This window comes from Galbibacter sp. PAP.153 (assembly GCF_037029175.1).
In the GTDB taxonomy this organism is placed as follows: Bacteria; Bacteroidota; Bacteroidia; order Flavobacteriales; family Flavobacteriaceae; genus Galbibacter; species Galbibacter pacificus.
Genome location: NZ_JAZEUN010000062.1, coordinates 1 through 909, shown reverse-complemented (window position 1 = coordinate 909; position 909 = coordinate 1). Strand labels below are relative to the sequence as shown.

Below are 909 nucleotides of genomic sequence, written 5' to 3'. Positions count from 1 at the left end.
AAAAGAGGCTGTCTAAAAAGGAAATTAGGCAGTCTTTTTATTTTTATAAAACTCTAAAAATGGGTGTCTTGAAGGTATAAAACAATGTGTTATGCCCAAGCCTGTTTTCAGATCCGGGTCTTTAGATAACCCGAGTTTATTTCCAGAAGATATTTTTGAAAGAATCCCAACCAACCATCCTGTACGATTGGTGTCCCAAGTAGTCGATTTACTCGACATTAGTGTTCTACTGCGTACCTACAAAGGAGGCGGCACCAGCAGTTACCATCCCCGCATGCTGCTTAAAGTATTGTTCTGCAGCTATCTGAGCAACATCTATTCTTGCCGGAAAATCGAAAAATCCTTACGGGAGAATATCCATTTTATGTGGATCTCCGGTAATAGCACGCCTGATTTTAGGACCATCAATTATTTTAGGGGCAAACGCCTGAAAGGTCAGATCCATCATCTGTTTGCAGAGGTCGTCCGGTTATTGCAAAAGATGGGGTATGTAAGCCTGGAGGTGCAATATATCGATGGTACCAAGATAGAGGCGGCCTCGAACCGTTACACCTTTGTATGGCGCAAATCCGTTGAAAGACACAAAACAAAACTGGAAGAAAAAATACAAGCCGTTTTGGCTTCTATTGATGCACATATAGCCTCTGAAAACCAACAGAGCAATCAAGACGCCCTGCCCAAAAAAATTAATGGCCAGCTGCTCAAAGAGGAACTGGCCCGGATCAATAAAAAGTTAAAGGACAGCCCTGCTTTAGATAAGCAAAAGAAAAAACAGTTCAAAGAACTCCAAGAAAAACACCTGCCCCGGTTGGAGAAATACGAAAGCCAACTGGCGGTCTTAGGCAACCGCAATAGTTACAGTAAGACCGATAAGGAGGCCGCCTTTATGCGGATGAAGGACGACCATAT

1 protein-coding gene is annotated in these 909 nt (G+C 42.9%); it reads left to right on the top strand.

Annotated features, from left to right (window positions below; translation table 11 throughout):
- Nucleotides 1-91: 91 nt before the first annotated feature.
- On the top strand, nt 92-909 hold an 818-nt coding region (locus UXI14_RS18040; RefSeq protein WP_335967360.1), incomplete at its 3' end, for a transposase.